23 protein-coding genes and 1 pseudogene are annotated in these 23,515 nt (G+C 71.1%); 13 read left to right on the top strand and 11 right to left on the bottom strand.

What is annotated here, in order from left to right:
- The first annotated feature begins 14 nt into the window (after positions 1-14).
- The 3 genes and pseudogenes from ACFXOA_RS05595 to leuE all read left to right on the top strand — a co-directional run bounded on the left by ACFXOA_RS05595 (position 15) and on the right by leuE (position 2,521).
- The gene (locus ACFXOA_RS05595; RefSeq protein WP_385022930.1) at positions 15-1,595 is read left to right on the top strand and encodes a methylmalonyl-CoA mutase; all 1,581 of its coding nucleotides are present in this window, start codon (positions 15-17) and stop codon (positions 1,593-1,595) included.
- Positions 1,574-1,795 (top strand): annotated as a pseudogene (locus ACFXOA_RS05590) (sortase domain-bontaining protein); the annotation flags it as partial. The gene ACFXOA_RS05595 and the pseudogene ACFXOA_RS05590, both read left to right, overlap by 22 nt.
- Before the next feature lie 57 nt (positions 1,796-1,852).
- Positions 1,853-2,521 carry a leucine efflux protein LeuE gene (gene leuE / locus ACFXOA_RS05585; protein ID WP_385022928.1) on the top strand — a complete coding sequence of 223 codons (669 nt, stop codon included), beginning with the start codon at positions 1,853-1,855 and terminating at the stop codon, positions 2,519-2,521.
- An 18-nt stretch (positions 2,522-2,539) separates the two neighbouring features.
- Here the strand turns inward: leuE and ACFXOA_RS05580 are convergent, their stop codons facing one another.
- Together ACFXOA_RS05580 and ACFXOA_RS05575 are read right to left on the bottom strand one after the other, a co-directional pair.
- Positions 2,540-2,998 (bottom strand): MarR family winged helix-turn-helix transcriptional regulator, encoded by a 459-nt coding sequence (locus ACFXOA_RS05580; protein ID WP_385022926.1) that lies wholly within the window; start codon positions 2,996-2,998, stop codon positions 2,540-2,542.
- Between the two features lie 18 nt (positions 2,999-3,016).
- Positions 3,017-4,444, bottom strand: a complete 1,428-nt coding sequence (locus ACFXOA_RS05575; protein WP_385022924.1) for an FAD-dependent monooxygenase — start codon at positions 4,442-4,444, stop codon at positions 3,017-3,019.
- Between the two features lie 38 nt (positions 4,445-4,482).
- Here ACFXOA_RS05575 and ACFXOA_RS05570 point away from each other — a divergent pair, with 38 nt between their 5' ends.
- Entirely contained in the window at positions 4,483-5,127 is a 645-nt protein-coding gene (locus ACFXOA_RS05570) for a TetR/AcrR family transcriptional regulator C-terminal domain-containing protein (protein WP_385022922.1), read from the top strand.
- Between the two features lie 58 nt (positions 5,128-5,185).
- Here ACFXOA_RS05570 and ACFXOA_RS05565 read toward each other — a convergent pair whose 3' ends face one another.
- The 4 genes from ACFXOA_RS05565 to ACFXOA_RS05550 all read right to left on the bottom strand — a co-directional run bounded on the left by ACFXOA_RS05565 (position 5,186) and on the right by ACFXOA_RS05550 (position 9,328).
- Positions 5,186-5,332, bottom strand: a complete 147-nt coding sequence (locus ACFXOA_RS05565) for a hypothetical protein (protein WP_385022920.1) — start codon at positions 5,330-5,332, stop codon at positions 5,186-5,188.
- 328 nt (positions 5,333-5,660) lie between these two features.
- The gene (locus ACFXOA_RS05560; RefSeq protein WP_385022918.1) at positions 5,661-6,857 is read right to left on the bottom strand and encodes an acyltransferase family protein; all 1,197 of its coding nucleotides are present in this window, start codon (positions 6,855-6,857) and stop codon (positions 5,661-5,663) included.
- A 66-nt stretch (positions 6,858-6,923) separates the two neighbouring features.
- The gene (locus ACFXOA_RS05555; protein WP_385022916.1) at positions 6,924-8,327 is read right to left on the bottom strand and encodes a polysialyltransferase family glycosyltransferase; all 1,404 of its coding nucleotides are present in this window, start codon (positions 8,325-8,327) and stop codon (positions 6,924-6,926) included.
- Positions 8,327-9,328 carry a glycosyltransferase family 2 protein gene (locus ACFXOA_RS05550; protein WP_385022914.1) on the bottom strand — a complete coding sequence of 334 codons (1,002 nt, stop codon included), beginning with the start codon at positions 9,326-9,328 and terminating at the stop codon, positions 8,327-8,329. Before ACFXOA_RS05550 ends, ACFXOA_RS05555 begins: the two co-directional genes overlap by 1 nt.
- Positions 9,329-9,548: 220 nt before the next feature.
- Between ACFXOA_RS05550 and ACFXOA_RS05545 the strand changes: the two genes are divergently transcribed.
- Genes ACFXOA_RS05545 through ACFXOA_RS05530 form a run of 4 tightly spaced genes read left to right on the top strand, consistent with a single transcriptional unit; the run spans position 9,549 to position 14,181 of the window.
- Positions 9,549-10,922 carry a DUF6716 putative glycosyltransferase gene (locus ACFXOA_RS05545; protein WP_385022912.1) on the top strand — a complete coding sequence of 458 codons (1,374 nt, stop codon included), beginning with the start codon at positions 9,549-9,551 and terminating at the stop codon, positions 10,920-10,922.
- Positions 10,923-10,942: 20 nt separating this feature from the next.
- Positions 10,943-12,181 (top strand): cytidylyltransferase domain-containing protein, encoded by a 1,239-nt coding sequence (locus ACFXOA_RS05540; protein ID WP_385022910.1) that lies wholly within the window; start codon positions 10,943-10,945, stop codon positions 12,179-12,181.
- Positions 12,182-12,193: 12 nt separating this feature from the next.
- Positions 12,194-13,129, top strand: coding sequence for an N-acetylneuraminate synthase family protein (locus tag ACFXOA_RS05535; protein ID WP_385022908.1), 936 nt, complete (start codon positions 12,194-12,196; stop codon positions 13,127-13,129).
- Between the two features lie 11 nt (positions 13,130-13,140).
- Positions 13,141-14,181 (top strand): hypothetical protein, encoded by a 1,041-nt coding sequence (locus ACFXOA_RS05530; RefSeq protein ID WP_385022906.1) that lies wholly within the window; start codon positions 13,141-13,143, stop codon positions 14,179-14,181.
- 335 nt (positions 14,182-14,516) lie between these two features.
- Here ACFXOA_RS05530 and ACFXOA_RS05525 read toward each other — a convergent pair whose 3' ends face one another.
- The gene (locus ACFXOA_RS05525; protein ID WP_385022904.1) at positions 14,517-15,092 is read right to left on the bottom strand and encodes a TetR/AcrR family transcriptional regulator; all 576 of its coding nucleotides are present in this window, start codon (positions 15,090-15,092) and stop codon (positions 14,517-14,519) included.
- Positions 15,093-15,153: 61 nt separating this feature from the next.
- Here ACFXOA_RS05525 and ACFXOA_RS05520 point away from each other — a divergent pair, with 61 nt between their 5' ends.
- Positions 15,154-16,011, top strand: a complete 858-nt coding sequence (locus ACFXOA_RS05520) for an alpha/beta fold hydrolase (RefSeq protein ID WP_385023138.1) — start codon at positions 15,154-15,156, stop codon at positions 16,009-16,011.
- Between the two features lie 234 nt (positions 16,012-16,245).
- On the opposite strand, the gene ACFXOA_RS05515 is transcribed toward ACFXOA_RS05520, so the two are convergent.
- The gene (locus ACFXOA_RS05515; RefSeq protein WP_385022902.1) at positions 16,246-16,926 is read right to left on the bottom strand and encodes a macro domain-containing protein; all 681 of its coding nucleotides are present in this window, start codon (positions 16,924-16,926) and stop codon (positions 16,246-16,248) included.
- 184 nt (positions 16,927-17,110) lie between these two features.
- Here ACFXOA_RS05515 and ACFXOA_RS05510 point away from each other — a divergent pair, with 184 nt between their 5' ends.
- From ACFXOA_RS05510 to ACFXOA_RS05500, 3 genes are all read left to right on the top strand, one after another.
- A complete protein-coding gene (locus ACFXOA_RS05510) occupies positions 17,111-17,620 on the top strand; it encodes a SigE family RNA polymerase sigma factor (RefSeq protein WP_385022900.1) in 510 nt (169 codons plus the stop codon).
- Between the two features lie 87 nt (positions 17,621-17,707).
- Entirely contained in the window at positions 17,708-18,961 is a 1,254-nt protein-coding gene (locus ACFXOA_RS05505; protein ID WP_385022898.1) for a hypothetical protein, read from the top strand.
- A 271-nt stretch (positions 18,962-19,232) separates the two neighbouring features.
- Complete coding sequence (locus ACFXOA_RS05500) at positions 19,233-20,864, top strand: ADP-ribosyltransferase domain-containing protein (protein ID WP_385022896.1); 1,632 nt, start codon at positions 19,233-19,235, stop codon at positions 20,862-20,864.
- 121 nt (positions 20,865-20,985) lie between these two features.
- On the opposite strand, the gene ACFXOA_RS05495 is transcribed toward ACFXOA_RS05500, so the two are convergent.
- A complete protein-coding gene (locus ACFXOA_RS05495; protein ID WP_385022894.1) occupies positions 20,986-21,480 on the bottom strand; it encodes a hypothetical protein in 495 nt (164 codons plus the stop codon).
- On the opposite strand from ACFXOA_RS05495, the gene ACFXOA_RS05490 reads away from it, so the two are divergent.
- Positions 21,470-21,727, top strand: coding sequence for a hypothetical protein (locus ACFXOA_RS05490; RefSeq protein WP_385022892.1), 258 nt, complete (start codon positions 21,470-21,472; stop codon positions 21,725-21,727). The genes ACFXOA_RS05495 and ACFXOA_RS05490 overlap by 11 nt on opposite strands.
- 429 nt (positions 21,728-22,156) lie before the next feature.
- Here the strand turns inward: ACFXOA_RS05490 and ACFXOA_RS05485 are convergent, their stop codons facing one another.
- Both ACFXOA_RS05485 and ACFXOA_RS05480 read right to left on the bottom strand, forming a co-directional pair.
- Positions 22,157-22,627 (bottom strand): hypothetical protein, encoded by a 471-nt coding sequence (locus ACFXOA_RS05485; RefSeq protein ID WP_385022890.1) that lies wholly within the window; start codon positions 22,625-22,627, stop codon positions 22,157-22,159.
- 279 nt (positions 22,628-22,906) lie between these two features.
- Positions 22,907-23,191: a cupin domain-containing protein gene (locus tag ACFXOA_RS05480; RefSeq protein ID WP_362665893.1), complete on the bottom strand. Its 285-nt coding sequence runs from the start codon at positions 23,189-23,191 to the stop codon at positions 22,907-22,909.
- Positions 23,192-23,515: the final 324 nt, after the last annotated feature.

Genomic DNA, 23,515 nt, shown 5'->3' with positions numbered 1-23,515 from the left:
GGGAGGCACAGCACATGACGCGTGAGTCCGAGTCGGGACTGCCCATCGAGCCGGTGTACGGACCGGAGGCGCTCGACGGCTGGCGGGCCGAGGAGAAACTCGGGGCACCGGGCTCGTTCCCCTTCACCCGCGGGGTCTACCCCTCGATGTACACGGGCAGGCCGTGGACGATGCGCCAGTACGCGGGATTCGGCACCGCCACCGAGTCCAACGCCCGCTACAAGCAGCTGATCGCCAACGGCACGGCCGGACTGTCCGTCGCCTTCGACCTGCCCACCCAGATGGGACACGACTCCGACGCGCCCATCGCCTCCGGCGAGGTCGGCAAGGTGGGTGTGGCCATCGACTCGATCGACGACATGCGGATCCTCTTCGGCGGCATCCCGCTGGACGAGGTCTCCACCTCGATGACCATCAACGCTCCCGCCGCGCTGCTGCTCCTGCTCTACCAACTCGTCGCCGAGGAGCAGGGGGTCGCCGCCGACCGGCTGACGGGCACCATCCAGAACGACGTGCTCAAGGAGTACATCGCGCGCGGCACCTACATCTTCCCGCCGAAGCCCTCGCTGCGGCTGATCGCCGACATCTTCAAGTACTGCAGGGCCGAGATCCCGAAGTGGAACACCATCTCGATCTCCGGCTACCACATGGCCGAGGCCGGCGCCTCGCCCGCGCAGGAGATCGCGTTCACCCTGGCCGACGGCATCGAGTACGTCCGTACCGCCGTGGCGGCGGGCATGGACGTGGACGACTTCGCGCCGCGGCTCTCCTTCTTCTTCGTCGCGCGGACGACCATCCTCGAGGAGGTCGCCAAGTTCCGTGCCGCGCGCAGGATCTGGGCCAGGGTCATGCGGGACGAGTTCGGGGCGAAGAACCCCAAGTCCCTGATGCTGCGCTTCCACACCCAGACGGCCGGGGTCCAGCTCACCGCCCAGCAGCCCGAGGTCAACCTGGTCCGGGTCGCCGTGCAGGGCCTCGGCGCGGTCCTCGGGGGCACGCAGTCGCTGCACACCAACTCCTTCGACGAGGCGATCGCCCTGCCGACAGACAAGTCCGCCCGCCTCGCCCTGCGCACCCAGCAGGTACTGGCGTACGAGACGGACGTGACGGCCACCGTCGACCCCTTCGCGGGGAGCTACGTCGTCGAGAGGATGACGGACGACGTCGAGGCGGCGGCTCTCGAACTGATGCAGCGGGTCGAGGACATGGGCGGCGCGGTCGACGCCATCGAGCAGGGCTTCCAGAAGGGCGAGATCGAGCGCAGCGCGTACCGCATCGCCCAGGAGACGGACAGCGGCGAGCGCGTCGTCGTCGGCGTCAACCGCTTCCGCCTCGACGAGGAGGAGCCCTACGAACCGCTCCGTGTCGACCCGGCGATCGAGGCCCAGCAGGCCGCCCGCCTCGCGAAGCTCCGTGCCGAGCGCGACCAGGGGGCCGTCGACGCCGCGCTCTCGGAGCTGAAGAAGGCGGCGGAGGGCACGGACAACGTGCTGTACCCGATGAAGGACGCCCTCAAGGCGCGGGCCACGGTGGGCGAGGTCTGCGACGCGCTGCGGGAGGTCTGGGGGGCGTACGTCCCGACGGACGCGTTCTGAGGAACCGGGCGGTGTTCGCCGTAAGGGAGCTGGAGCAGGTCGACAAGGACACGTTCCCGACCGGCAAGGTCTACGGGGACACCGCCGGACCCGAGCTGCGCCTCATCACCTGTGGCGGTGAACTGGAGGACGGCCACCGGCCGGACAACATCATCGTGTACGCCGGCCTCGTGGGGCAGTCGGCCGCGGCCGCTTCCTGATTTCCGCCATGTGAACCACCTGGACGGAGTGTCGTAGCCGCGTGCGACACTCCGTTCATGCTAGGTGTCACCGATCTTCCGACCTATCTCGCCGGCCTGGTGCTGATCATCCTGCTCCCGGGGCCCAACTCGCTCTACGTGCTCTCCGTCGCCGCCCGGCGAGGGGTGCGTACCGGCTATGTGGCCGCGGCCGGGGTGTGGACCGGCGACACGGTGCTGATGACGCTGTCGGCGCTGGGCGCCGCCTCCCTCCTGCAGACGACGCCGCTGCTCTTCGCGATCGTCAAGTACGCCGGTGCGGGCTATCTGACCTGGATGGCGATCGGCATGATGCGGGCAGCCGTGTCGATGTGGCGCGAGCGGCACCAGCGGGTGGCCGAGCTGGCGGACGCCCCGGAGGACGCCGCCGCCCGCCCGGGCGGGAAGGAGCACCCCTACCGGCGGGCGCTGGTGGTCAGCATCTTCAACCCGAAGGCGATCCTGTTCCTGATCTCCTTCTTCGTGCAGTTCGTCGATCCGGACTACGCCTACCCGGCGCTGTCCTTCCTGGTGCTGGGCACGCTGCTGCAGATCGGGAGCTTCCTCTACCTCTCGACGCTGATATTCAGCGGTACGCGCCTGGCCACGGCCTTCCGGCGCCGCAAGCGGCTGTCGGCGGGGGCGACCTCGCTGGCCGGTGTGCTGTTCCTGGGGTTCGCGGCCAAGCTGTCGGTCAGCGGGGTCTGAGCCTTCCGGCGGTGGCGCTCAGTGGTGCCACGCGGTGCCCCCCACGTTGTGGATCATCCGCTGGAGGACCTTGAGCGCGGCGACGTACTCCTCGTCCGTGATGCCCGCGTGGATGTCGGCGATCGCGCGGCCGACCCGTTCGGCCGCCTCGGCCCGCAGGGCGTGCCCCTCGGCGGTGAGCCGCAGGCGGGTGTCCGGGGTCTCGGTGACCAGGCCGCGGGCCGCCAGGGTGTCGATCTCGGGTTCCAGTGCGTCTCCGACGTCCAGGTAGCCGCGGAGTGTCGCCACCACCTCGGCGCGGGGGCGGCCCCGTTCGTCCGCGTCGACGAGCTGGTTGAGGACCCACCAGGGGGGCTGGGTCAGGCCGAGTCCGGCCAGCGCGGTCCTGATGTGGGTCACGGCCGCCTTGTGGGCCGCCCAGCTCCAGTAGCCGATCGGCTGGCGTGCGAGTCCCGCGTCGTCGTGTGAGTAGTCCATGCCCTGGACCGTAGGACCTCAAGCAAAGTCGAGGTCAAGGCCCAGTCCTGCCGCGTACTCCGCGAGCCCCGATGTGTCCTCGCCGGCCCAGCCGATGTAGCCGTCGGGCCGGACGAGGAAGAGGCCCCTGCCGTAGGCGTCGCCGGCCGTCTCCGTCCGCCAGGCACGCAGCAGGGGGCCGTCGTGCGAGGGGAGCGGGGTGTCCGTGCCCACCGCGAGCAGGGTGAAGTGCGGCCCCCGGAAGACGTCGAACAGGCGCCCGCCTTCGCCGCCCGGTCCGTCCGGTGCCCGGTCGCCGGCCTCCAGGAGCCCCGCCCTGCCGCACGCCAGCGGTCCTTCGCGGTAGCCGAGGCCCAGTTGCTGCGCCGCGGCGCCGCGTTCCTGCTCCCCGCGGTGGATGCGCGTCGACAGGCCCAGCATCTCGGCGGCGACCGGGCGGCGTTCCTGCTCGTAGGTGTCCAGCAGTGCGGCGGGCGCGCCGTGCCGCAGTACCTGGCCCAGCTTCCAGCCCAGGTTGTAGGCGTCCTGGACGCTGGTGTTGAGCCCCTGGCCGCCGGCCGGGGAATGGACGTGCGCGGCGTCGCCGACGAGGAAGACCCTGCCCTCGCGGAAGCGGTCGGCGAGCGCGGCGCGCGGCCTGAAATCCGACGACCAGCGGACCTCGGTGACGTCCTCCCCGCTCAGGTGGGTGCGGGCCGCGACGAGCGCCCTCACCCCCTCCGGTGTGGTGTCGGGCGTCCCCTCCTGGATCTGGGCCACCAACTGGAAGTCGGCGGTTCCGGGCAGCGGGCACAGGGTGAGCATGCCTTCCTCCGGCAGGAAGATGTGCCAGTTCAGCCTGTCGAGGGCGGCCTCGGCGATCCTGATGTCGGCCACCAGCGTGGACTTGGGGTCCACGGTCTCGCCCTCCATCGTGATGCCGAGTGCGCGGCGGACCGTGGAGCGTCCGCCGTCCGCCGCGACCAGGTACGAGGCGCGCACCTCTCCCGTGGCCAGCCGCGCGGTGACCCCGTCGCCGTCCTGTGTCAGGCCGGTGAGGCCGGCCGAGAAGTGGACGTCGCCGCCCAGTTCGCGCAGCCGCCCGAGCAGGATCTCCTGGGTCCGCCACTGCGGCATCGCCCAGGGCTCGCCGTAGGGCTCCGCCTCGGTGGGCGCCGCGCGCCGGAACATGTCGTACGAGCCCTCCCGCTCGCCGCCCTTCCAGATCATCCCCACGGGAGCCGGGCCGCCGTGCTTCCGTACGGCCTCACCGACCCCGAGGTCGTCCAGCACCTCCCGGGTGCGGGGCTGGATGCCCTTGCCGCGGGATCCCGGGAAGAGTCCGGAGGCCTGTTCGGCGACCAGGGCGCGGACACCGCGGCGCGCGAGGTCGCAGGCGAGGGCGAGCCCGCTGGGCCCGGCGCCGACGATCAGGACCTCAGTTTCCTTAACGCTGTTAAGTTCCATGGTTGGGAGTGTGTGCTTAACGCTGTTAAGTTGTCAAGGTGGGTACGACGAAGATCGACAGGGCGCGCGTCGCCGACGCGGGCCTCAAGCTGCTGAACGAGGTGGGCCTCGACGGCCTCACCCTGCGTGCCATCGCCCGTGAACTGGACGTGAAGGCGCCCGCCCTCTACTGGCACTTCAAGGACAAGCAGGCGCTGCTCGACGAGATGGCCACCGTCATGTACCGCCGGATGCTCGCGGAGGACCTGCCAGGTCCCGCGCCCCGCACCTGGCAGGAGCAGATGGCCGCCTACCAGGGTGCCCTGCGTCGCGCCCTGCTGCGCTACCGCGACGGGGCCAAGGTGTACAGCGGTGCTCGGTTCACCGGCACGGACCACGCCGACGGGCTGGAGACGCACCTGCGCACCATGGTCGACGCCGGGTTCGAGCTGTGGCAGGCGGTGCGCGCGGGTACGACGGTGAACGCCTACACGATGGGCTTCGTCACCGAGGAGCAGGGCGTGAAGCCCATGCCCGACGAGCGCCGCGAGGGATACGACGTCGAGGAGCGGGCCGAGCGGCTGCGGCGCTACCCGCTCGCGGCTGCGGCGGGCGCGGAGATCTTCACGAACTACGACGAACGCTTCGAGGACGGCCTGCGGATCGTCGTCGCGGGGATCGAGGCGCGGTACGGGGTGAGGTGACCGGGCCGGGGCGCGCGGTGACGGCGGGCCAGGCATGCCTCGCCGCCACCGCGCCGCCTCACATGCGGGCGTAGCCCGACGCCGTCACGGTCTCGAAGGGGAGCCGTGCGGTCGTCGCCGTCCCCGGGTCGGCGTTCCGGGTGCGCAGAGCCGTCAGTTCCTCCGTCGTCAGGGCGCGGCGCACCAGGGTGAACTCGTTGGCCACCCCCATGTTCTCGGCTGGCCGGCCAGGCCCTGGGCGATGAGTGTGTGAGCGCCGATGCCGGGTGTGGACGCAGCAGATCGCAAGCCCCGCCGAGACAGTCGGCGGGGCTTCCGATCACAGTGGCGTGATAGTCGAAAGAAGAGCTGCGGAGGCCGGAGAGCCGTCTCCATCAGCCCTTCTCGGGGCTTGTGCCCCTTCCTGGAGCGCGGTCCCGAAGCGCCCTGCTACGTCTTCCGGGGCGGTTTCGGTCCAGAGGTCCACCCGCGTTCCAACATCCCCGCCGTCCAACGGCGTCATGGACACGGTGGTGTGACAGGCGTGCCCCGGCTCAGCCCAGGCGCTCGCGGAACGGGATCTGGGCCGCCTGGGCCGCCATGGCCCGCTTCAGGCGGGGGCCGATCGGCTTCTCCACCAGGCGGTGGAGAAGGTAGGCCAGGAGCAGGATGGACGTCACCGAGGCGGCCAGCGTCACGTACGGCGGCAGGTGCAGCGCGCGGTTCATGACGCGGATCGCGAACCAGCCCAGGTGCTCGTGCAGCAGGTAGAACGGGTAGGTGAGCGCGCCCGCGACCGTCAGCCAGCGCCAGTTCGCCCAGTTCAGCCAGCCCAGGGCCACCGCGGCCACCGCGATGAACGCAAGGGTGACGATCGCCTGGATGACGTAGGGGGAGCGGGCGAAGTCCCCCTCCATGCCGGGGTGCCACAGCGCGGTGACCGAATAGCGCTGGCCCAGGAGCCAGCTGGTCAGCACGATCCCCCACAGCAGGAGATCACTGCCGTAGCGGTGGATCAGGTAGAAGGCGAGCCCCGCGATGAAGTACGGCGCGTGGTCCCGCATCACGAGGGCGTCGGTGAGCGGTGTCTGTGCGATCCGGGCGAAGACGCCGGCGAACGTCCATGCGACGCAGAAGACGACCACCCGGCGGTAGGTCACGCCCCGCCAGACCACGAAGACGGCGAACAGCAGGTAGAACCGCATCTCCACCCAGAGCGTCCAGCACACTCCCAGGACCCGGTCCACGCCCATCGGCTGCTGGAGCATGGTGAGGTTGACGAGGAGCTCGTCGGGCCGCAGCGGGTGGACCACCACGGGGAGCAGCACGGCGGCCGCGGTGATGATCACGATCGCCGCCCAGTAGGCGGGATAGAGCCTGGCGACCCTGGAACGGAAGAAGTCTCCCGGGCTGCGGCCCCAGCTGCTCATGCAGATCACGAAGCCGCTGATGATGAAGAAGAGCTGCACGCCGAGGCAGCCGTACGTCGCGGCCGCCGACAGGGTGGGGAACTTCAGGCCGGGCGACTGGCCCCACGACTCGGCGACCGTGCCGTTCTTCCCCGCGTAGTGGTAGAGGCAGACCATCAGGGCCGCCAGGATGCGCAGCCCGTCGAGGGCGCGCAGACGCCCTTTCGCCCTGGGTGCGGGGGTCCGCGGTGCGGAGGCGTCGGCGGTGGCCGCGTCGGCGGGCCGCGAGGCCCGGGTGCTGGGTACCGCCGCCTCGGCCGGCAGCGGTATCGCGCTCGTCACGTCGGGTGGTCCTTCCACGTCTTCCACGGTCTTCCCCCCGGGAAGACGTACGGTCACTGGTTGGCTTCAGCTGCCGTTGACCCGGCGGGCTCCCGGCATGCGGCGGCTCGCCGCGCGCTGCCAGGTGCGGGCCTGCCGTGCGAAACGGCGCACGGTGGGGTTGCGGGGGATGAAGTCGAGCTGGGAGGGCAGCGCCCCGGGCAGGGCGAGCGCGGTCAGCCGGCGCCGCCTGAAGTAGCGGTCCCGGACGGACGCGGGCTGCGCGGCGAGGAACACCTCGGCCGAGGGGCGCAGTTCCGGATAGATCTTCGGCTGCATGGCGAAGCCGACAGCCGTGACGAGCCCGGTGAGTTCCGCCTGGACCGTCGTCTCGTCCGGCATGCTCCACGCGGTGACCGCCGCGGTGTCGTCCAGGTCCGGCAACAGCGTGTCGACGATGGTGACCGGCACCCGGTTGCTGTTCTGGTACGGCACCAGGCCGCTGAGCAGGATGTCCGTGCCCAGCCGGGCCACGGGGAGGCCGTAGAAGGCGGCCGCGGTGAGCAGGGCGGTGGAGAACGCGCCGACGACGAGGGCCGGGTTCAGCCGCTGGTAGACCACCTCCGCGATCACCGGGGCGTCCAGCACGGTCAATTCGGCGCCCAGCCGCTCCGCCTCCTCCTCCAGGACGCGGGACCACCCCGCCGGGGCGGAGGGGTGCGGTTTGAAGACGATGTCCCGGTGGCCGAGGGCGACGGCGCCGCGCAGCATCCGGACATGGAGGTCCTCCTCCTCGGCGGGCGTGAGGACCTCGATCGCCGACAGGTACTGGCCGAGCAGCAGCGCGGGGGCCTCCTGGCCCCGGCCCGTGGCGAACTCCGGTGCCGAGTCCGCGAGGTCGGAGAGGACCTTGAGGAACTCGGCCGTCGGGACGACCTCCGCCTCGACGCCGAACTCGGAGAGCAGCAGCGGCCGCAGACCCGGGACGAGGTCCAGGTGCAGGAGCCGCTGCACCCGGGTGCCGATCAGCGGGTCGATCTTGCTCCGGGTCGGTCCGTAGCTCATCAGGCCGTCCGCGTACACGTGTACGGGGCTCTCGCCGAAGATCTTCGCCACCGCGTTCGAGGGGTTCGCCTGGATGGACTCGCAGGCGATCTCGACGGGGCCGTCGCCGATGTCCCAGGCGAGGCGCAGGTACCGCTCCCAGAGCAGGGTGTCCTGTTCACGGGGGAACCAGCCCGCCGGGTGGAAGGGGTGGATGAACTCGTTCCAGGAGAGCACGGTGTCGAACTCGGGTCGCAGGCACTCGAATCCGTCCATCCGGTCGAGCGGCGTTCCCACCTCCGGTGCGTACGAGGTGTCGCTGACGACCAGGATCCGGCGGTGCTCGTCGCGGGGGCCGAACTGGCCCGCCCTGATGGCCGCGGTGACGGTGGCGGCGGCGTACTGCGAGCAGGCGAAGAAGAGCTGGGTGGAACTGCGGCCGGACATCAGGCGGTTGCTCCTGTGGTGACGGAGGGAACGGTCCGCGCGGGGACCGTACGGCGACGGAGCCTGCGGAGCCGTGCCGCACGCTGGTCGCCGAGTGAGTCGAGGGTGTTGCTGAGGAGGTCCTGCGGCAGCCGCTGGAGGGCGGCCGCGCTCATGGAGCGCAGCTTGCGCGCCACGGGCGGCTCGAACCTCTCGATGGAGTCGAGGTGGTGTGCCATGACGGCCGCGTACGTCCGGATGGCCTTCGGCAGCAGTCTGTCCGCCTCGGGGTCCCGGGACGTCTCCTCGATGACCTGGTCGAAGGCCTTGATGAAGTCGAGTTGCCGCACGTCGCCGATCTGGGTCAGCGACGAGGCGACACCGCGCCGGTAGAAGACCCCGAGCAGTCCGACGGCGGCGAAGGACTCCGCCTCCCGGTGCAGCCTCCAGATCCAGGGCCGGTCCTCGGCCGTCCGAAGGCCGTCCGTGAAGTGCAGCAGCCCCCGGTCGGCGAGACGGCGGTGGTAGATGCCGGCCCAGGCGTACGGGTAGTCGACCGACGTGGTGCGGTCGGGCGGGAGGATCGCGGCGCGCGGGCTGAACGGGACGCCCCGCAGCCCGTGCGGAACCCGGTGCACGGTCCGTGCCCTGCCGGTGACCTGCACGTGGTCGGCGCGGACGAAGTCGCACCCCAGATCCTCCGCGGAGGCGAGCAGCCGCTCGTAGTAACCGGGGGCGAGCCAGTCGTCGCCGTCCAGGAAGGTGATGAACTCACCGCTCGCGGCGTCCAGACCGGTGTTCCGCGCGGTCGCGAGCCCGCCGTTCTTCTCGTGCCTGATGACGACCGCCCCTGGGATGTCGTCCCGCGCGCGGTTCAGGATGTCGGCCGTCCCGTCGGTGGAACAGTCGTCCACGAGGATGAACTCGAAATCCTTGCGGGCGTTCGCACGCAGGCTTCTGAGGGTGTCGGGCGCGTATGTCTGCACGTTGAAGAACGGCACGATGACGGAGAGCTTAACCACATCGATCACGCTAGGCGCGGGCCTGTCATGCGGCTTGTCCCCGGAAAGGACGGAAGATGAACGGACTGTGGCGGATCCGTAAACCGGCCTGAATCCCGCCCTCCGAGCCGAGGTGAAAACCCTGCGGAAAGGGCCGGATATTCAACCGTCGGTGGGCTGTTAACCATCTGTTGCCCCTGCGTTGGGTTCTCCATCGCAATGCCTTCCTAGCTTCTAGGACGTGCCTCCACGTTCCAGGAATTCGGCTGATCCGGCCGACAACGCAACAGCCGCCGCCCCGGCTCTCAGGGTCGCCGTCCTCGCCGACTCCGACACCCGGTGGAAGTGGGGCGCGCTGACCGCGCACCGCCTCACCGCGGGCGCTCAGGAGCGCCCCGCCGAGGTCACCGGACTGCTGCTGCGCGGACGGGCCACCCCGACACCCCGGCAGCTCGCCGAGGTGGGCGAGGTCGGTGTGGACACGGACCGGGTGCGTGAGGTGACGGCGGTCGAGTTCCTGCACACCGTGCGGGACGAGGGGTTCGACCTCGTGGTCCTCGCCCTCGTGGGCGGCGCCGTCCAGGCGATGCTGCACGGCCTGGCCGCGCTCGGCCTGCCCCGCAGGCCGGTCGTCGTCACGGGGTACGTCGGTGTCGTCTACGAGAAGCTCGCAGACGGGCTGCTGCTGCGCCACGGCGCCGATGTCGTCCTCGCCAACTCCCGTCACGACGCCGAGCGTTTCCGCGCCGTGTACGAAGGGGTCGGCGCCGACGCCTCCTCGGTCACCGAGGCCGCACTGCCGTTCCTGGGCGGTGAGCCGCACCGGCCCGAGGAAGGCCGCGACACCGTGGTGTTCGCCGCGCAACCGTCCGTGCCGGCCACCCGGGCCGAACGCACCTACCTCCTGCGCCGGCTCGTCGAGCACGCCCGGCTGCACCCGGGCCGCGAGGTACTGCTCAAGCTGCGCTCCAAGCCGGGCGAGCACACCACGCACATCGAGGAACTGCCCTACCAGCGCCTGGCGGAGCGGCTGCCCGGCGGCCTGCCGCCCAACTTCCGCCTGGTGTACGGGCACATGGGCGAGGTCCTGGACCGCACCGACCTGCTGGTCACGGTCTCCTCCACCGCCGCCCTCGAATCCCTGCACCGGCGCATCCCGACGGCGATCCTCTCCGACCTCGGGGTCCGCGAGGTGCTGGGCAACCACCACTTCATCGGCTCCGGGCTGATCACCTCCTGGGACCACCTCGACGGCGGCATGCGCCCGGAACCCGACGCCGAGTGGGTGGCGGGCCAGGGCGTCGCCGCCGACGGCACCTACGCCCGCGCCTACGACACCGCCCGTTCCCGCGTCGGCGAACTGCTCGCGGCCGACGCGCTCCCCCCGCTCATCCCCTACTACACACCGGCCACCGCGCCCGGGTACCTCCCCGGCATCCTCGCCCGCCACCACCTCGGCCCCGACGGGCGTCCGCTCCCCGGCGCCGTCACCCCCAGGGAGACCGGCAGGGTCCGGGGCGCGGTGCGCGAGACCGTACGCAACGCGGCGCGTGGCGCCTACCGCCACGGCGTCCAGCGGGTCGCCCCCGTGATCCGACGGATGGGCGAGCTGTGACCACTGATTCAGGAGCAACCATGACCCCGCCACCCACCGTGCTCGCCGTGATCCCCGCCCGCGGCGGATCGAAGGGAGTGCCGGCCAAGAACCTCGCCCGGGTCGGCGGCGTACCGCTCGTCGCCCGTGCCGTCCGGGCCTGCCTGGCCTCACCCGAGGTCACGGACGTCGTCGTGACGACCGACGACCCGGCGATCGCGGACGCGGCGAAGGCCGCCGGGGAGGCGCTGGGGGAGAGCGCCCGGCTGCACTGCGTCCAGCGCCCCGCGGCCATCGCCGGTGACACCGCGACGAGCGAGGCCGCTGTCCTGCACGCCCTGCACAGCTACGAGACGGCGGCTCACGGCCGGAAGGCCGACGTGGTGCTCCTCGTCCAGTGCACGAGCCCTTTCATCACGCGTGAGGACATCGACGGCGTCGCCGCAGCGGTGGCCCGCGAGGGTGCCGACACCGCGGTCACCGTCGCTCCCTTCCACGGCTTCGTGTGGCGGGACGGCAGCCCCGTCGAGGACGACACGTACGGCGTCAACCACGACAAGGCCGTACGCCCCCGCCGGCAGGACCGGCCCCAGGACTACCTGGAGACCGGGGCCGCCTACGCCATGGACGTCGAGGGGTTCCGCACCCACCGCCACCGCTTCTTCGGACACACCGCGCTCGTCCCCACCGACCCCGCGCGGGTCCTGGAGATCGACGACCCGCACGACCTGGCACGCGCCCGCGCCCTGGCGCCGCTCCTCGACCCCTCGCCGCTGCCCGCCCTGGCCGACATCGACGCGGTCGTCCTGGACTTCGACGGCACGCAGACCGACGACCGCGTCCTGATCGACTCCGACGGACGCGAGATCGTCGCCGTGCACCGGGGCGACGGCCTCGGGATCGCCGCCCTGCGCCGGGCAGGCGTACCGCTCCTGATCCTCTCCACGGAACAGAACCCGGTCGTCGCCGCCCGTGCCCGCAAGCTCCAGGTTCCCGTCCTGCACGGCATCGACCGCAAGGACCTGGCACTCAAGCAGTGGTGCGAGGAGCAGTCCTTCGCGCCCGACCGGGTGCTGTACGTCGGCAACGACGTCAACGACCTGGGCTGCTTCGGTCTGGCGGGCTGGCCCGTCGCCGTCGCGAACGCCCACGACTCGGTGCGCGCCGCAGCGCGTGCCGTGACCACCAACCCCGGCGGTTCCGGTGCCATCCGCGAGATCGCGGCCTGGCTGCTGGGACCCACCCTCTCGACCGAATCCGCCAACGCCCCCACCAAGTAAGGAAGCACCACCATGAGCAGCACCTCCCGCCTGCGCACCTTCGGCACCCGCACCGCCGGACCCGGCCACCCCGTCTACGTCACCGGCGAGATCGGCATCAACCACAACGGCGACCTCGAGAACGCCCTCGCCCTCATCGACGTGGCCGCCGAAGCCGGCTGCGACGCGGTGAAGTTCCAGAAGCGCACCCCGGAGATCTGCACCCCGCGCGACCAGTGGGACATCGAGCGCGACACCCCCTGGGGCCGCATGACGTACATCGACTACCGCCACCGCGTCGAGTTCGGCGAGGACGAGTACACCGCGATCGCCGAGCACTGCGCCAAGCGCGGCATCGACTGGTTCGCCTCCCCGTGGGACACCGAGGCCGTCGCCTTCCTCGAGAAGTTCGACGTCCCCGCGCACAAGGTGGCCTCCGCCTCCCTCACCGACGACGAGCTGCTCCGCGCGCTGCGCGCGACCGGCCGCACGGTCATCCTCTCCACCGGCATGTCGACGCCGAAGCAGATCCGGCACGCGGTCGAGGTCCTCGGCAGCGACAACATCCTGCTCTGCCACGCCACATCGACGTACCCGGCGAAGGCCGAGGAGCTCAACCTGCGGGTCATCAACACCCTCCAGCAGGAGTACCCCAACGTGCCGATCGGCTACAGCGGCCACGAGACCGGCCTGCAGACGACGCTCGCCGCCGTCGCGCTCGGCGCCACCTTCGTCGAGCGCCACATCACCCTGGACCGGGCCATGTGGGGCTCCGACCAGGCCGCGTCCGTCGAGCCGCAGGGCCTCACCCGCCTCGTCCGTGACATCCGCACCATCGAGGCGTCGCTCGGTGACGGCGTCAAGAAGGTCTACGAGTCGGAGCTCGGCCCGATGAAGAAGCTCCGCCGGGTCGCGGGCGTCGTCGCCGAGGGCGAGAACGCGTCGGCCGCCGAGCCGGTCGCGGTCTGACGGGCCGACCGGTGAACCTCGCCTTCGTCGAGAGCCCGGTCCAGCTCCTGAACGTCCTGGAGTGGACCCACGCCCGGGGAGGATCAGGCACCACGGTGGTGATCCTCCCCCCGGTCGACCCGATGTCGCGCGGACAGCTGCGCAGGATGGCGGAGCTGGCCCGCGACGAGGGCATCACCGTCCGCTGGCAGGAGGCGCGCGGGGAGAGGGGCGCGCCCTTCAAGGCCCTGCGCGCCCTGACGGGGCTGATCCGCAAGGCCGACCGGATAGTGATCGGGGACCCGTTCTCCCGGTACGTGCAGCTGCTCCTCTCCCTGGTCCGCACCCGCCGGATCACGGTCGTCGACGACGGCACCGCCACCATGGAGTTCGTCGCGCAACTGGCGCGCGGCGAACGCCTGGTGCGGTGGCACCGCAGGGGCAGCGGGGGGCCGCGCGAGTTGCTTCTCGCTCCGGTCACCTCCGCGGCCCGCCGCAGCTTCACCCCGTCCGCCTCCCGCCAGGTCGAGGTGTTCACCGCGATGCCGGTGGACGCCCCGGCGGGCATAGAGGTCACGGCGAACACCTTCGCCTGGACCCGGGAGCGCTTCGGCCCGCCCCTGATCACCAAGGGCGCGGACCTGGTGGGCACCTCCCTGGTGGAGACGGGGGTGATCGACCCGGCTCCCTACCAGGAGGCGGTCGGCTCGCTGGCCCGTACCCATGGCGCGACCCGCTACTTCGCCCACCGCCGGGAATCGGCCGAGAAGCTCCACGCCCTGGAGGCCGCCACCGGCCTGGAGATCGTCCGCCCGGACCTCCCTCTGGAACTCATCGCCCGCAGGGGCCCGATCGGCCACACGGTGCTCAGCTTCCCCTCCACCGTGGTCCACACCCTCCCGCTGGCACTGTCGGGCACGGGAGTGAAGGTCGCCGTGTGCGACATAGCGCCCGAGTGGCTCCGGGACACGGCCTCCCCGCGCGCCGAGGGCTTCCTGAGCGGGGTCACGGAGACGGCCAAGGACGTGCACCGGCTGGCACCTTGGCGGGTGACGGCCGTCCCCGAGGGCTGAGGTCACGCGCCTCGCGCAGGGCACCGCCGGAGGCTTCCGCCCCGCCCGGTGCCCCTTGCCGTGCCGGGTGTGTCCGGGCGGGCGGTCCCGTGTGCGGCTGGTGAACCGGCATGGCCTGACGGCCCCGCTCACGCACCCCGCGAGTCCCACGAGTGCGACGAGTCAAACCCACGGCCGGCCGTGCCCGTCGGGACGGCCGTCAGGGACACCGTCCGCATCGTCATCACCGCCTCGTCACCGCCCCCCCCGGGAACGCGTCACCCCGCAGGGCGGGCGCCGGTGGATGCCGGTGCGCTGCGGCCGGCAGGGTGACCGGGTACCTCAGTCGATGTACCTCAGTCGATTGCCGCGCGGAGCAACGTGGCCATCGACCGGCCGGCCGCCCGCAGCGGTTCCGGGTCACGGGAGGCCCGGCTGAGCATGAAGGCGCCCTCCAGCATCATGACCATCGAGCAGGCGAGGGACCTCGCGGTCGTCGGGTCGGCGACCCACCGGCCGAACCAGTGTGCCGCCGCGCCCACCCACTCCTCGAAGACCTCTGCCGTGGCGGTCCTCAGCACCTCGTCGCTGCTGGCGACTTCGAGGGCCACCGTCCCGATCGGGCACGCGTCGGCGTAGTCGGCCGCCGCGAGGTCGTCCGCGGCCGCTCCGAACGCGTGGACGAGGGATTCCGCCGGATCCGGCACGCCGTCCAGGAGGGCGAGGACCATTCGGCCGTACTCGCCTCCGGACGTGCGGATCATGTCCTCGGCCAGTTGCCGCTTGCCGCCGGGGAAGAAGTGGTAGATCGAGCCGAACGGCGCGTCCGCCTCCGCCGCGATCCGTTTGAGGCCGGTGGCCGAGTAGCCGTGCCGGCGGAACAGCATCGCGGCGGCACCCTGGATTCTGGCCCGTGTGTCCGAATGTCCCATTGCCTTCCACCTCTTCCCGCTCCAAGATAGCAGTAGAACGATCTATCAAATGGAGGTCGAGATGCCGAGGATCGCGTTGTCATCCGGACCGATCGACTACGAGGACACCGGTGGCGAGGGACCTGTGCTGGTGTTCGGCCACGGCCTCCCGATGAACGAGACCCAGTGGCGGAAGGTGATTCCTCTGCTGGACGGATACCGCTGTGTGCTGCCCACGCTGCCTCTGGGCGGCCACCGGCTTCCCATGAACCGGGATGCCGACCTGTCGCAGCGCGGTGTCGCCCTGCTCCTGGGGGAGTTCATCGAGAAGCTCGGACTGGGGCCCGTGACGCTCGTGCTCAACGACTGGGGCGGGGGCCAGTTCCTGGTGTCGGAGGGGCGCGACCATCAGATCGAGCGTCTGGTGCTGGTGGCGTGCGAGGCCTTCGACAACTTCCCACCGGGGCCGGCGAAGGCCATGGCGCACGTGTGCAGGGTCCCCGGTGGCGTCTGGCTCCTCACGCGCCTCATGCGCGTCCCCGCCTTCCGCCACGCCCGGGGAGGCTATGGCGGGATGAGTTTGCGTGGGATCCCCGACGACGTCATGGACGACTGGTTCGCTCCCGCCACCCGCAGCAGGGCCATCCGCAGGGACTTCGCCAAGATGGCCACAGGGGCCCCTGGGCGCAGGACCTTGCTCGCCTGGAGCGAGCGACTGCGCGACTTCGACCGTCCTGTCCTGGTCGTCTGGGCGACCGAGGACAGGCTGATGCCGCGTGAGCACGGTCCCCGCCTGGCAGGGCTGTATCCACAGGGCCGGCTGGTCGAGATCGCCGACTCGTCCACCCTGATCCCGGAGGACCAGCCCGAACGGCTCGCCCGGGCGCTCAGGGACTTCCTGGCCGAGACCGGGGCCGAGCCCGAACAGCGCCTCTCCTGAGCGCGGCGTCCTCCCAGGCCGCCCCGAGACGATCCGGGCACGGGCGCCGGAGTACCCCGGACACCAGGTGCTCCTGCCCGGCCCGGCCCAGGCGGGCGTGCCCGGGACGCCATGCCGGGCTCCCCCTCTCAGGCCGTGCGGACGGCAGGCCGGCCTCCCGCCCAGCCCTGTCCCCGTGGCCTCCTCTCTCCGCGTGTCCGCCCTCGCTCCGCGACCGGCCCGGATCCGGGCCGGTCAGCGGCGGGCGCCCGTACGCCTGGCCGGGTCCACCCGGACGCGTTCCGTCTCCGGTGCGGCGGTCAGGTCGTCGAGCTGGGCCGTGATCGTGGCGCGCAGATCGTCGTAGTCGGTGAAGGCGTGCTCGTCGAAGAGCGTCCAGCCCGTCCACATCAGGTTGGCGCAGACGCGGGCCGGCACCCGGCCGGTCCTCGCTCCCATCCCGACGAGTGCGACCGAGGTGATGCTGCCGGGTGCCTCGGCGTTCTGCCGGTGGATCGCCTGGAAGGCTGCCGCGCAGGCCAGCGCCACGTTGAGCGTCTCGCTGACATTCTCCGACGACCCCTCCATCGTCGGTGTGGATATCAGGAACCTCGGGTGGACCGCTCCCGTAGGCACGCAGACGGCGCTGCCCACCGGCAGGCTTCCGCCGAAGCCGTCCCGGATCGCCCGCTGCACCCGCAGCTGAATCCCGGCGCCGAGGTACCGCTTGACGGCCGCGTCGGTGCCACCGTCCATCCGGCCGCGGGAGTTGGTGGGGCTGACCCAGGCGTCCGCCTTCGTGTCGAGGATCGACCCCTTACGGATCTCGATCCCGGGGGTGTCCGCGAACGCGGCGCGCCAGGCCGCCACCACGGAGGCGCTCACATCGGTCAGGACCACACTGACGGCAGACGTCTGCGCACGGTTCAGGGCCATCGACCACTCCGATCAAGAGGCTGTCTCCACTGATCACGACGCTACGTGCCCCCACTGACAATCAGCCCCGCCGAGGCTCGCCGCCCGTCCCGGAACGGCCGGCGGGAAAAATAATCGCCGGCGGACGAAACATTTCCCGGTGCCCACCGCATCTGAGAGGTGTGAAGAAGAGAGGGGGCAACGGATGAGGCCGTCCAAGGAAGCCGCCTTCCGCGAGTTCGCCGAAGCTCGCATGGGGCACCTGTTCCGGTCCGCGTGCCTGCTGACCAGCGGGGACACGCATCTGGCCGAGGATCTCGTGCAGGACACACTCGGCCGGATGTACACGGTCTGGGGGCGTGCCTCACGCGTCGAGAACCCGGCGGCCTACGCACAGACCGTTCTCGTGCGGTGCTATCTCCGCCACCGGCGCAGACGGTCCGCGGACGAGCGCCCGACCGGGCAACTCCCGGACATGGCGGGGGCGTCCGCCGGAGACGTCTCACTCCGGGTGGCGCTGCTCGACGCGCTGCGCGGGCTGGCGCCGAAGGACCGGGCCGTGATCGTGCTGCGCTACTGGGAGGACCGGTCGGTCGCCGAGACCGCCGACGCCCTCCACGTCAGCTCCGCGGCCGTACGCACCCGCAGCACCCGAGCACTCGCAAGGCTGCGCGGACAACTCGGCAGCGGGATCGGTGAACTGGCCCTGCACTGAGCGGTCCCGGGCCTGACGGCCCTTCGGACCGGTACCCATTCCCATTTCTCTGCTACAGGTCTTCTACGGCCAGGACGGTGTGGACGCATGTCCGGAAACAGCACGGAGGAGGACCGGGGCGCCCTCGAGGGCGGGCTCGGTGCGGTGATCAAGCAGACCGGAGAAGGGTTCTCCGTGGCGGGAGGACCGCTGGTCGACGGAGCGGTGGCACGCGGCAGGCGCCGCGCGGTGGGCCGCCGTGCGGCGATGGTGACGGGAAGCGTGACCGCCCTCGCGGCGATCGCCCTCGGCGGGTCGTACGTGACCGGTGGGATCGGAGGGAGCGACACGACTGACGCCTCGGTGGGCTCGGCGTCGGCGAGGACCGGCTACACCGCCGAACAGATGATCAGTACGCTCAAGAGCCTCATGCCGAAGGGCGATTTCAGCGAGGCGTCCGGCCGGGGCACCGTGCTGAAGGACGACAGGCACCCCCTTCCGCCCTCCGCGTCCGTCGTGTACGACGACGGGAAGGGGGCGGCCGCAGTGTCGCTGCGGCTGAGCCTCCAGGACCCGGGGCAGGACCCGGGCGAATCCATGGCCTGCCCGGACAAGAACCTGGTCGCCTTCGAGACCTGCTCGTCGACCGAACTGGACGACGGGTCCCGCCTGACCCTCTACAAGGGATGGGAGTCCGCGGACCACAAGGAGGGCACCAGGTACTGGTACGCGAACCTGCTGACACCCGAGGGCCGTCTGGTCTCGCTGTCCCAGTGGAACGCCCCCGCGGAGAAGGGCGCCCCGGTCAGCCGCCCCGCCCCGCCGCTCTCCCCGGACCGGATGAAGGCGCTGGTGCGCGCGGAGGAGTGGAAGCCGATCCTCGCCGCCATCCCCCAGCCCGCGGACCAGGCGGGCTCCGGGCAGCCGTCGGCCCCGAAGGGCGTGAGCGGTGAGGTGATCATCGAGAAGCTGACCGGACTGCTCCCGCACCGTCTCGCGGTGAAGGCGTCGGGGAAGCAGGACACCGAGTACGCCTACCTCGTGGTGGACGACGGGAAGGGCCGGAGCTTCGTCCAGATCAACGTCCAGCCCGACATGTCGGACGTCGCGGGCGATCTCGTGGGTGCCGGCACCAGGACCCTGAAGGACGGCACGAGGGTCACCACGCACCGGGGGAGCGGTGACAAGGGGATCGAGGGCGTGAAGATGTGGACCGTCGACACGATCCGGCCCGACGGCTTCCGTGTGGTGGTCTCCGCCCTCAACGCGCCCGACCAGAACAAGGGGGCGAGCCGGGAGAACCCCGCACTCACCCTCGCCGAGCTGGAGAAGATCGCGACGAGCCCGGTGTGGCTGCGCTGATCACCACCCGTCACGAGGCGGCCCGGACACCTGGTGGTGTCCGGGCGGCCCGGCCATGAGTCCGATCGCCGTGGCGGCGGGCCACACCTCGGGGCGGCCCTGGAGTCACGGGTGACGGAAGGGTGGTGGCCGGGGCAGCCTGCGCACCGGTGAGTGTCAGTGGGCCGGTCTATAACTGGAAGTCACATGCGGGGCGCACAGGTGAGATCCGTGTCCGCCCCCCGGTCCCCGTGCCCTGAGGCGCGGCTCGACTCCGCGGAGCACCCTCACCATGAACGACGCCGGCACGCCCGCCCAGCCCGACCCGAACGACCCCCTGGAACTGGCCGGACTCTTCGCCGGCGGCGGTGAGCCGTGGCTGCCGCTGCTGAAGCGTCGGATCGAACTGAGCAGATCGGCAGCGGAGTTCATCGGCCCCGGCCGAGGTCCGGGGGTGGTGCCCGCGCGGGAGCTGATCTTCCAGGCGCTGAAGCCGAACCCGCCGCACAAGTGGAAGGTGGTCGCCTTCGGCCAGAACCCGTACCCGAGGCCGGAGAGTGCCACCGGCATCGCCATGTTCGACAACGCCTTCCACGACTGGAAGGACAGTCAGTTCGGCCGGGTCGTCAGCATGCGCTGCATCATCAAGGCGGCGGCGATGTGGAAGTACGGCATACCGAAGAAGACCCCGATAGCCGACCTCCGCAAGCTGCTCGAGGAACAGGACACCGTCCAGCCGCCGGAGTGGTTCCAGGCGATGCTGACCCAGGGCGTCCTGCTGCTGAACACGGCGCTCACCGCCAGCAGCGACGGGGCGATGACGACCGGGGAGCACACGAAGTTCTGGCGTCCGCTCGTGACACAGATCGTCGAGGAGATATTCAAGGCCAAGTCGCAGGCCGCCGAGGAGGACCGGCACGTCGTCTTCGCCTGGTGGGGCGCACACGCGCGTGGCCTCAAGCAGACCGTCGAATGGATCCAGCGCAGGTATCCGGAGGTCGAGGTCCGCCACATCGACCACGCCAACCCGGCCGCGCAGGGCGACATCTTCTGCGACGGCGAGCACTTCGGGACGGTGAACGCGGCCCTCGCCTCCATGGGTGCCGACGAGATCGACTGGCTGCCGAGCAAGGGGTGGGACGCGGCTGCCGGCGGACCCGGCGAGGACGGTGGGGAGGAGGGGCGCGGCGCCGTGGCGGACCGGATGGGCGCGTTCATCAACTCGACCATGGAGCTGCACCAGCTGTATCTGGAGCGGCTGGCGAGCGTCAAGGACGAGGGCCTCGTCCTGCCCGCCGTCACCGGGGTGTTCGACACCCCGCTGATGGACTTCCAGGATGCCGTCGGCCCGGTCGTGTCCCTGCTCCCCGGTATCGGCGGGCATGTCGAGCGGTCGCACTCCTTCGCGAAGACATGCGCCGACCAGCAGGCGGACGGGCTCTCCGCGGAGGCCATCGCCGCGCTCCACCTCTACACCTGCGAGTCCGCGTTCTACCGGAACATCAACTCGGTGCTCCGGTCACCGGACCGCGCGCGGCTCGCCCCGTACCTCCCGTATCTGCGCCTGCTGTTCTCCGCGGTGTCGGAGCTCCCCGCCCGCACCGAGCCGCTCTGGCGCGGAGTCGCGCTCGACCTGCGCGCGCAGTACCCGCTGGGCCGGACGGTCACCTGGTGGGGTGTGTCCTCGTGCACCTCCGACCCTCATGTGGCACGGGCGTTCCTGGGCGGCCGCGGCAGACGCACCCTGTTCGAGGTGACACCGGTCCGCGCGGTGGGCATCCGCCGGTTCTCCGCCTTCACCGGCGAGGAGGAGTTCATCCTCGCCCCCGGGACCCAGTTGGAGGTCACGGAGGTGAAGGCGGAGCGGGGTGGTCTCTGCACCGTGAGGCTGCGGGAGTTGGAGGAGCAGACACTGGTGTCCTGAGAGCCGTGCGCCGCCGGCGCGCCGCCGCCTGGGCCGGACGCGGCCGACACCGGGCAGGGTGCCCCGCGAGGCGTACACCGCATCGGGGCCTGCCGGTGTTCCGTAGCCTTCGGACTCCCGGTCAGCTGCCCCCACCCGGAGCGGACAGGGTCCACGCCTGGCCGCTCGCGGCGGGGCGCCAGTGGTCGGTGTACTCGTCGTCGTCGACCGCGCCCGACACATGGAACACGTGGCGTGGGGACTCCGGGTCCTCGTTCACCTGGAGGGAGTGCTTCTTGCCCTTGTCGTCGATGTAGTCCAGCCGCAGGTGGTATTCGACGTACTCCCTGTCGGTCAGCTTCGACTCCACAGCCATGACGAAGCTCTCACCGGGCTTCAGCACCTGTGTCGTGTAGTCGAAGTAGGACTTCCCGTTCTCGGTGAACACGGGGTTCCGGTCGTTCAGGTCCAGCTCCGTGGGGATCGTGTCGTCCGCCTCCCCACCCAGTGGCTCGATCAGCGTGGTGTCGATGGCGGCCGTGCGCTTGGTGATCACCGGCACGATGTCGACCACCCTGACGGTCGAGGCCGACGCGTTGGTCACCGACAGTTTGTACGCCGTCGCGTTGAGGGACACGACGTCGATCCTGCGCAAGAGCTGTTCCAGCCTCACCGGATCGTTCGGACCCGTCAGCACTGCACGGTCCTCGGGGCTGACCCGCTGCCCCGACACCAGCCAGCTGCCGCTCTCCCCGGGCAGCACCGCCACGGCCACCGAGTCCGCCGTACCCGCCGCCGGTGGGGCGGTCCTCGGATCCGGCGCGGCCGGGCCCGAGGCGGGTGGTGCGGGATTCGGTGAGGCCGAGGCCGCCGGTTCGTCCTAGCCGAAGAGGGTGTCGGTGACCAGCCCTTGCAACGAGGCCCCCAGGCCGGTGATGAGGCTGACGACCACGGCGGACACCCCGGTCAGGATCGCGGCCATGAGCACCCTCCGCGGCGAGGCGCCGGAAGCACCGGCGTCGTCGGGACCGTCCTCGGGCTCCGGGCTCGTCCGACGCCGCTCCGACACCCGCCGCAGATGTTCCCGCCCGCCGGTCCGCCTCACCATTGCTTCCCCCGATCGCCATGGCATGCGGGCGGTCGTCTGTCAGAGAGTCGATCACCCGCGTGGAGGCGACGAGCCTAACGCTGACGGCATTTGACGGGCCATAGGGTTCTCATCGGCACGTCCCGGCGCGGGAGCCCGCTGTGGTGCTGACCTCTGGGTGTACCCGGTCATACCCGAAACGGCGAACGCCCCGACTGAACCGGCCCTACACGTCCCGAAGGTCCGAAGGGCGCAGTCCCCAGACCACGTCGCGGACGCGGGCGGCGCCCGGCGGCGGATCCTCGTCGTCCTGGTGCCGGTCGACGACGACGCGCCCGCACTGCACGTAACCCGTACCGCTGCGGGACCGCAGCGCCACCACGAGGCGGGTGTCCCGCAGCGCCGCCGGCACGCCCGATTCCTCGTACAGCCGGGCGGACATGTCGTCGTCGACCGTGTGCAGTTCGAGGCCCTCGTAGCGCCGGACCAGGCGCATGACGTCGACCGCCTCGAAGTGAAGGTCCAGCCGGGGTCTGTCGGCTCCCTCCTTCCGGGAGCGCAGCAGCAGACGGGAGTGGCCAACGCCGTAGCTCCAGACCCTGAAGGTCCGGTCGAGGCGGAGCAGCAGGGTGTCCGGTGCGCGCAAGGAGTGCGGCGCCGGGAGCGCCGCCGGCCCGCCGCCGTCGAGGGACTTCACAAATGACTCCGGGGTGTGTCCAGGGCCTCAACCGGCCGCCCCTGGGATCCGTCAGTGCCGTCTGGAACATCCCGCACTGTACGACGCCCCGGGAACGGGGAGCTGCCACCGCAGATGCTGAGGCTGTCGGCGTCCGTGCCGTGTGCCCTGACTCTGCTCGTCGCGGCCCTCGCCGCGGTGGCCGCCGTGGCCGCGGTGCGCGAGGCGGGATGTCGGCGGCCCTGGCAGGACTGAGCGACGGCGCGGGTCCTCAGCGGGCGTCACCGGCTTCGGTGCCGGTCACTTCAGCTCGATCTCGACGAAGGCCAGCGGGGCCGAGCCGGCGTTGACGACCTCGTGCTCGCCGCCCGCGGGACGGGCGTAGGACTCGCCCGCCCGCAGCTCGGAGGGGGTGACGGTGCCGTCCGGGGTGATCACGTCGGTCCGCCCGTCGGTGACGGGGACGACGACGTAGTCGTACTCGTGGACGTGGCGGCCGGTGGACTCCTGAGGCAGGAAGTCCCAGCGGGTGACCCGTACCCGGTCGTCCTCGTGCTGCAGGGTGGCGCGGGCGGTGGTCGTCATGGCCGGTTCTCCTCGTCGTGATCGCCGCTCCGGAGGGGCGGAGCGGTGTCGGCATTCCTGCTCCGCAGCGTATCCACCGCAGGTCAGGGCGTTGGGGCGGGGAAGGGGGCGGGTCGGTGCGTCCGGGTTCGGAGGGGGCTACCCGCCCTCATCGCCTACGTGGCCGCTCCCGGCGCTCGGGTCTCGGGGCTCGAAACCCGGGGCTCGAAGCTCGAAGCTCGGGTTCCGAGTTCCGGAGCCTCGCATCACTCCTCCGAGGGACACCGAAGGGGGCGAGGGCCCGAAGCTCGGGTCTCGGGTTCCGGGTGTCGGGTTTCGAGGGCC

This window comes from Streptomyces sp. NPDC059166 (assembly GCF_042755185.1).
In the GTDB taxonomy this organism is placed as follows: Bacteria; Actinomycetota; Actinomycetes; order Streptomycetales; family Streptomycetaceae; genus Streptomyces.
Note: the sequence above shows the minus strand (reverse complement) of the source record. Positions and strands in the feature narration are given on the sequence as shown.